This window comes from Sphingobium indicum BiD32, assembly GCF_000382885.1.
GTDB classification, from domain to species: Bacteria; Pseudomonadota; Alphaproteobacteria; order Sphingomonadales; family Sphingomonadaceae; genus Sphingobium; species Sphingobium japonicum_C.
Genome location: NZ_CAVK010000154.1, coordinates 1 through 7046, shown reverse-complemented (window position 1 = coordinate 7046; position 7046 = coordinate 1). Strand labels below are relative to the sequence as shown.

General features: G+C 60.5%; 8 protein-coding genes. 4 read left to right on the top strand and 4 right to left on the bottom strand.

From position 1 onward, the window contains the following. Positions 1 to 185 precede the first annotated feature (185 nt). Complete coding sequence (locus EBBID32_RS15940; protein WP_037491194.1) at positions 186 to 881, top strand: WecB/TagA/CpsF family glycosyltransferase; 696 nt, start codon at positions 186 to 188, stop codon at positions 879 to 881. On the opposite strand, the gene EBBID32_RS15935 is transcribed toward EBBID32_RS15940, so the two are convergent. Together EBBID32_RS15935 and EBBID32_RS15930 are read right to left on the bottom strand one after the other, a co-directional pair. Beyond that, positions 815 to 1975: a sulfotransferase family protein gene (locus EBBID32_RS15935; RefSeq protein WP_231382219.1), complete on the bottom strand. Its 1161-nt coding sequence runs from the start codon at positions 1973 to 1975 to the stop codon at positions 815 to 817. The genes EBBID32_RS15940 and EBBID32_RS15935 overlap by 67 nt on opposite strands. 5 nt (positions 1976 to 1980) lie before the next feature. Beyond that, a complete protein-coding gene (locus tag EBBID32_RS15930) occupies positions 1981 to 2877 on the bottom strand; it encodes a sulfotransferase family protein (protein WP_006960434.1) in 897 nt (298 codons plus the stop codon). A gap of 136 nt (positions 2878 to 3013) precedes the next feature. On the opposite strand from EBBID32_RS15930, the gene EBBID32_RS15925 reads away from it, so the two are divergent. The 3 genes from EBBID32_RS15925 (at position 3014) to EBBID32_RS15915 (ending at position 6337) form a co-directional block, all read left to right on the top strand. Further along, on the top strand, positions 3014 to 4336 hold the full coding sequence (locus EBBID32_RS15925) for a cell wall hydrolase (protein WP_006960432.1): 1323 nt from the start codon (positions 3014 to 3016) through the stop codon (positions 4334 to 4336). Positions 4337 to 4459: 123 nt separating this feature from the next. Then, positions 4460 to 5923, top strand: a complete 1464-nt coding sequence (locus EBBID32_RS15920) for a TolC family outer membrane protein (protein WP_006960430.1) — start codon at positions 4460 to 4462, stop codon at positions 5921 to 5923. A gap of 102 nt (positions 5924 to 6025) precedes the next feature. Next, positions 6026 to 6337 carry a hypothetical protein gene (locus tag EBBID32_RS15915; protein WP_006960428.1) on the top strand — a complete coding sequence of 104 codons (312 nt, stop codon included), beginning with the start codon at positions 6026 to 6028 and terminating at the stop codon, positions 6335 to 6337. Positions 6338 to 6341: 4 nt separating this feature from the next. Here EBBID32_RS15915 and EBBID32_RS15910 read toward each other — a convergent pair whose 3' ends face one another. Continuing rightward, a complete protein-coding gene (locus tag EBBID32_RS15910; RefSeq protein WP_006960426.1) occupies positions 6342 to 6530 on the bottom strand; it encodes a hypothetical protein in 189 nt (62 codons plus the stop codon). 163 nt (positions 6531 to 6693) lie between these two features. Further along, positions 6694 to 6987, bottom strand: a complete 294-nt coding sequence (locus EBBID32_RS15905; RefSeq protein WP_037491188.1) for a hypothetical protein — start codon at positions 6985 to 6987, stop codon at positions 6694 to 6696. Positions 6988 to 7046: the final 59 nt, after the last annotated feature.

Sequence of the window (7046 nt, the reverse complement as noted above, 5' to 3'; positions counted from 1 at the left end):
CTTAGAGGAATAGCGGTCTTTATTGACCTTGCCATGGCGGTGTGACAAGCAACATCGACATATGCTGGTGGGCTCAGGACGCGATGAAGTCATTACATTCAACCGACTCGGCTGAACCTTTCGCGCCCGTTATAATTGCAGACATTCCAGTTTCGCCCTTGTCCACCAGGCAATGGGTACAACTGATGCTCGATGACTGCCGTCAAGCGCGCGAGGGACGCGCGGCGACCCGTTACCATGCGGCGATCAATGGCAATGTCATTTCCGCTTATGCGCGCGACCCGGTGTTTCGGGACGCCTATCGCCATGCCGACGCAGTCGCTGCCGATGGAGTGCCGGTGTTGTGGGCAGCCAAGTTGATTGCTGGCCGGGAAATCCCCGACCGCGCAGCGACGACGGACCTGTTCCATGATCTTGCCGCGGCGGCGCAGGATCATGGATATAGCATGTATTTCCTGGGCGCCACGGACGAAGAAAATGGCAGGGCCATCGCGCGGGTTCGCCAGCGTTACCCGCGCCTGGTGATTGCTGGCGCGCGCAATGGCTATTTTTCCGCCGATGAAGAAGAAGCCGTGATCCAGCAGGTCATGGACGCTCGACCGGATATATTATGGGTGGCCCTTGGCATGCCTCGGGAAGATATCTTCGTCGCGCGCAACCTGCACCGGTTCCACGGTATCGCCTGGGTCAAGACATGCGGTGGATTGTTCAACTTCCTGTCTGAAAGCCGCACGCGCGCGCCCATGTGGATGCAGCGCGCTGGCCTTGAATGGCTGTATCGTATGGCGTTGGAGCCGCGCAGGTTGTTCTGGCGCTATTTGACCACCAATCTGGACGCCATCTGGCAGATCCTGCGCAAGACCCCGCGCCACCGGGGATAGGCGATCATGGCGGCGTCGCTGCCATCCGTGGCACTCCGCACCGTTCGTGCCCTGCCGATGCTGATCGCCAGGCTTAACCGGTTGCGGTAACCGTGAAGAAGCTGGACCATGATCATCCTGGCGGTTTCGACGGAACTGGGCAGGCGCGCGCGGTTACCAAAGGATAGTTGATAGCCAAGATAGGTGATCAGCGGGCCGACATGGGCTTCAAATATCTCGATCTGCCGCTGGCTCAATTCCTGCTGCCAGGCATCTATCCGTTCGGGGGCAAGCGCCTGGCCGACCAGATGATGTTGTTTGCGGGTTGATGGCGGCACATGATAGCGCCGCGCCGCTATCATCGCCTCGTCAAATGGCAGCTCCAGCGTCGCACAGACACGGCGTAGTTCCTCGTCGGGCCGGGCGAGCAGATCTTCGTATCGCACGCGTGCCCAGCGATTGGGCGGCAGGCAGTCGCGAAGCGCCATGCCCATCGCCACCCGCTGCGACCAGAAATGCGCCGCGCTGGAAATGCTGCTTGGTCCCCATGCGACCTTGAGCAGCGAATTGGCCACGGCACGTCCGTCCCGGACGATATGGACAAATCGCGCGTCCGGACACGCATCCACCAAGGCCCGCATATGCCGGACATTGCCCGGCTGATGTTCCACCCAGAAATCGACGTCTGTGCGCCCTGATCGGGCACCATAGGTACGCACCAGCCAGATTACGGCATCCATGAATGTGCCGTACCCGTCGGGACGCTCGTTGCCGATCGGAAAATTCCATAGCTTGAAGCGCGGATGGGCCGCTATGGCGTCGATCGCTTGGCGCAACTCGACGATCTGGCGGGGATCATGGGGCATCAGGTCAGCGACGAATTGCGATTCAGGCGTGGCAATCATGCGATCGCCGCTGCCCAACATTGCACCCAGCAGGGTCGATCCACTTCGCTGACAGCCAACGACGAATACCGGGGTCACGCCTTGGTCAACAGCCAGTGGACTGGCTTCCACGTCATGCCCTTGGGGCAGGGCGCACGACCATGCGGTTTCGTGCGATATGCCCTGAAGGGGCAAGACCGGTTGAATATCGACGGGCGCGGGGGGCGGCATTTGCGTTATCCGTGCCATGTGGGCCACGCGAAATCGAGGCCAAGCATGGCATGGGTGCGCTCTCGCGATCGGTGCAGGCGCTGGTCGAGCCAGGTGGCCAGGGCGGGGGCGGGGGCGGGATAGCGCCCCTCGTTCAGCTTGCTCTGGTCCTGCGTGCGGGCGAAGGGTTCGATGTCGAGAAAGGCCGCAATGCGGTCGCGCTCGGCTGTCGGATCACTCTGATATCGCTCAGTAGCGATGTACAAAAGCTGATCGTGCCGGAACAGCGCCTGCCACCGGCTTATCTGCACATCATATTCGCTGCGCGCGCAATAGCTGTAATGCTGGTGGGCGAAGCGTTCCTGTCTGCCGGGGCCGATACGGTCATGCGGTTTGACAATCCGGTCAGGCTCGGCCGCAAAGGCTGCCTCTGGTTCCAATGTTTCAAAACCGCGAGCAACTTCATGCCAATAATGCGACCATGCACGCGCACATGGGTCGCGCAGCATCATGATTATTTTCGCGTCAGGGCAAAAGGCGCTGATGCGCGCAGCGGCGTCGGGATGCATGAGATAATAGGGGGTGCAATCCATCGTCATCACCGGAGCGCCTACTTGACGCATACGGTCCTTTGCATCCTGCAGTGACGGGAAGTGGGCGAGATAATTTTCGGTCGGACGCATCTGGTGCCGGTCGAACTGGTGGACTTCCTTTGCTACCGGCGCGATGATCTGCGGGTGGTTCGCCAAGTCCCGGAACAATGATGTCGTGCCTGCCTTTTGTGCGCCGACAATGAAAATTTTGGGCGACAGCCGATCACCACGCCTTATGGCCAGTAGCGCTTCGAGTCGCGCAGTGGCAATGAACGAACGGGGGCGGTAAAGAATACGCCGGTGCAGGGTTTTCTCGCTATGCGTGTCCATCAGATTATTTCTTCCCCCCCCTTCCATTCAGGCTTTGACTCGCATGGAATATTCTTCTTCTACAACCAATTGCATTTCCCTCCCACATCATTAACCATTTGATGTCAGGGCTGCGTCTCGAAATTGGAATGACCAGATGACCGCATCTCCTCCGTCCGCCGATCGGGACAAAGGCGTCGATCCGGCTGTGGGCGAATATGCGTTACATGGTCGTGGCGGTGGCCTGTCGGCGCGCCGGACTACTGCGATCATTTTATGCGGGCTGATCCTGGCCGCTGGCCTCGCATTGGCGGTTCATTTTGTCGATACGCTCACGGCGGTCCCGTCACAGCCCGACTTTGGCGTGCCCCCCAATTATGATCCGCGATCGCACATGGCCACCGGGCGATCGGCGACAGGCGTGGAACCGCCGGCCTTGATCTTCAAGCCGTTGGCCGCGCCTGACGCGCGTGCTATCAACGACGCGCAACCCTTTTCCACGGCACCCAGGCCCGCCGCACCCCCGTTTATCTATTCGGGGCCAGCGGACAACTGGCGGCGGGCGCAGGACTGTCTGGCCAGCGCCGCTTATTATGAAGCCGGTGACGATCCGGTCGGCCAGCGCGCGGTGGCACAGGTCGTGGTTAACCGCCTGCGCCATCCAGCCTTTCCCAAAAGTGTGTGCGGCGTCGTCTTTCAAGGCAGCGAACGCTCCATCGGTTGCCAGTTCACCTTTACCTGCGACGGATCGATCACTCGGCGTCGCCCCAGCGCATCAGCCTGGTCACGCGCGCTGATTGCCGCGAGGGCCGCACTGAACGGATATGTGTTCGGGGCTGTCAGCACCGCAACGCATTATCACACCGATTATGTCGTGCCTTTCTGGTCCGCGCAGATGGACAAGTTGGTAATGGTGCGGGGGCACATATTTTTCCGCTGGTCCCATGCGGGAATGCTACGCAGGGTGAGGGTCGTGGACGAACCCGTGATCGCGTCGATTGCGGGCCTGTCGGGCGATCAGAAAAAGGATGATGGCGCGTCCGCCGTCCTATCCTACGATATGGCCAAACTGGGCGACTGGCGCGATCGGACATCTATTGCGAACGGTGCTGGCCGCAAGGATGCAGGGGCAGACGTTCCGGCGTGGATACTCAAGGGGAGCCGCCTGCATGACGCTATGCCCGCTGCCGGCGCTTATATGCTGTCACTCGAACCCGGCGCTTTTGCCGGATCCTATGCCGTCACCGCCTACCGGATGTGCCGGGACAAGCCTGAATGTACGGTCATCGGCTGGCTGAACCCCGGCGACCTGCCGTCCGGTTCGGTCGTATCGGCGGCCGCGGCAAAGACCATGACGTTTTTCTACCGTGTGGATGGTGACAGGCGTAAGGAAACGGTGTTGTTCGATTGCGCCGTGATCGACCGGCCCGATCCGCGGCAATGCCTGCCCGACAACCGGATGGGGCTTTTGCCCAAATAGGACGATCGCACCCCGACTGCGGGCGCACACGCAAACAGGCTTTGCGAACCATTAACCTTATTCTGGCAGGAACGGTGCGCAAGCGGCGTGACTGCCGTGGGTGGAGATTGGGGCAAGGCAATGATGGGACGGCGAAGCAACTTTTTCCCGCTGGCAGCGATAATCGCCGGCACCATGATCGGGGCACCGGCATCGGCCGAAACGCTGATGGAAGCACTGGCTCTGGCTTACACCGACAACCCTTCGATCACGGCGGCCCGCGCCGACCAGCGTGCGATTGACGAAAATGTCACGATCCAGCGGTCCAGCGGCCTTCCCTTCGCGGATAGCAGCATCAGCTATTCCAATAATGTCTATCGCCAGTTTCCGCAGATTTCTCCGCGCGAAGCGTTGAGCATGAACGCGCAGGTGGTTTTGCCTCTGTACAGCGGGGGCACCGTCCGCAATGCCGTCAATGCGGCCAAATTGCGGGTCGAATCTGGTCAGTTTTCGCTTCGCAGCGTCGAGGCAAATCTGTTCCAGAGCATCGTCGCGACGTATATGAACGTGTTGCGCGACAGCGCGATCGTCGAACTGAACCGGCAGAATGTGCGCGCTTTGGATGTCAATCTGAGCGCGGGCATAGAGCGGTTTGAAGTGGGCGATCTCACCCGAACCGATGTGGCCCAGTCCCGTTCGCGCCTGGCGCTGGCGCGTTCCAGCCTGCAAAGTGCCCAGGCGCAACTTATCGCGTCCAAGGAAAATTATATCGCCCTGGTCGGCAAGCCGCCCCAGAATCTTGAAGTACCGCCGCCGCTGCCCGGCTTGCCCGACAGTGCGGAAGCAGCCGTAGCGCTGGCGCTGGCGAACAATCCCACCTTGCTTGCGGCGAACAAGGCGCGCGATGCGACGCGTTACGACGTCAAATCCGCCAATGGCCAGCTGATGCCGCGGGTCAGCGCTTTTGTTAACGGGTCGCAAACCGATTATCTGGGGTCCACCGTGGTCAACCAGGGAGGGATAATCGACGTCCGCAATGACAAGGCGGCGTCGGCCGGGGCCACTATTTCGATTCCGTTGTACCAGGGCGGGCGCCCCGGCGCGCAGCATCGCCAGGCAGCCGCACGCGAATCGAGCGCGATCGAGCAGGCGACTGCCACCGAACGCGGCGTGATCGCGCAGACCCGCGCCTCCTATGCCCTTTGGCGCGCAGCGCTCGAAACGATCGCGTCCGCTGAAGAAGCGGTCAAGTCTGCCGAACTGGCGCTGGACGGCGTGAAGGTCGAAAATTCCGCCGGTTCGCGAACGATCCTCGACATCCTCAATGCGGAGCAGGAAGCGCTCAACACGCGCGTCCAACTGGTCAGCGCGCGCCGCGACGCCTATGTGTCCGCCTTCACGCTTCTGGCGAATATGGGCCGGGCCGAAGCGCGCGATCTGGGCGTTGACCGGGCCTATTATGATCCCAAGGACAATTATGCCCGCATCAAGGGCAAATATCTGGATTTCGATTTCGCGCCCCGGTCCAAACCGATCAGCTCCAGCACGGCTGACACCCCACCGCAGCAACCAGGCACGATCCTGATCCCCGGCTTTTCCGGCTTTTGACCATCTGGCGGGCGATGCGCGGCGCCCCATGGTTACGAGCGATTAACCCTCTTTGGCTATCGTCCTGGTTCGCAGACGACGCTGTAACGACAGGAGGCAGTGATGGAAGCAACATCAGCCGGGCAGATCGCCGCCATCGTCCGCGCAGAAGCGGGCAAGATGCGCGCGGCGATCGACGGGGTCAGTGACGGTGCGCAAGTGAGTTTGCGCGTAAGCGATTTCGCAAAGCTTGCCTATATGATGGAACGGCTCGCCGACAGCGTCACGGTCCGCGCGGACGGCTCGCTCAGCGAATCGCGCCACTGGATTCCGTTGGACAATTTTGAACGCCTGCGTGCAGAGGCGACGCATTGGCAAGCGGAGTGCGAGAAATTGCGCCGCGAGGCGCAGATCGACAGTTTGCTTCGTCTCTAGCCCGTCACTGTAGCAGGAGCATCAGCCCCGCAATACACGCCGCCCAGAACGCTACAATCATAGCCATAATCGCGGTAAAAATCGCATAGTTGCGGGCTACTTTCCATGGCTTGAGCCGCCGGATGTGCGGACGCGGCGCATCGCGATGGGGGACAAGAGTGGCATCCGCCTCGGCGATTGATTCCATGAACATGACTCAGCTCCTTCAATCTCTACTTAAACAATAGAGATTTAGGATGGTAGATAGATTTCGCCAGGGCGTGGTAAAGTCGTGATTTATCGCGTGGAGTGGCGAGCAGGGCGTGAACGACGAAATGGCGACAGCCAACGCCGCCATTTCGTCGTCGCAGTGAAGGTCAGCCCGCAGTCAATGGCGTGGCCAGCGCATCGGCCCATATCTTGATTACCGCCGTTTCCTTGACCTGCCCCGTCTGGCGGGAATGCAGTCCGTCTGCACTGTCATTGGCATAGTCGGCCCAGCGATCGGTCTGCGTCGGGTCTTCGATGGCCGCTGAGATATCGACATGGCCCGATAGTCCATAGGCAGCGAAGTTGGTCCTGATTTCGCCGTTGAACGCCTGACGACCATCGGTTGCACCATTGGCATATAGCCCGGCCGGAACATTGGAACCGTTAGTGGATGGTGCCATCGTCGTCCACCATATCCGCACCTGAGGATTGATTGCCTTGCACTACTTTGGCAGAAGTG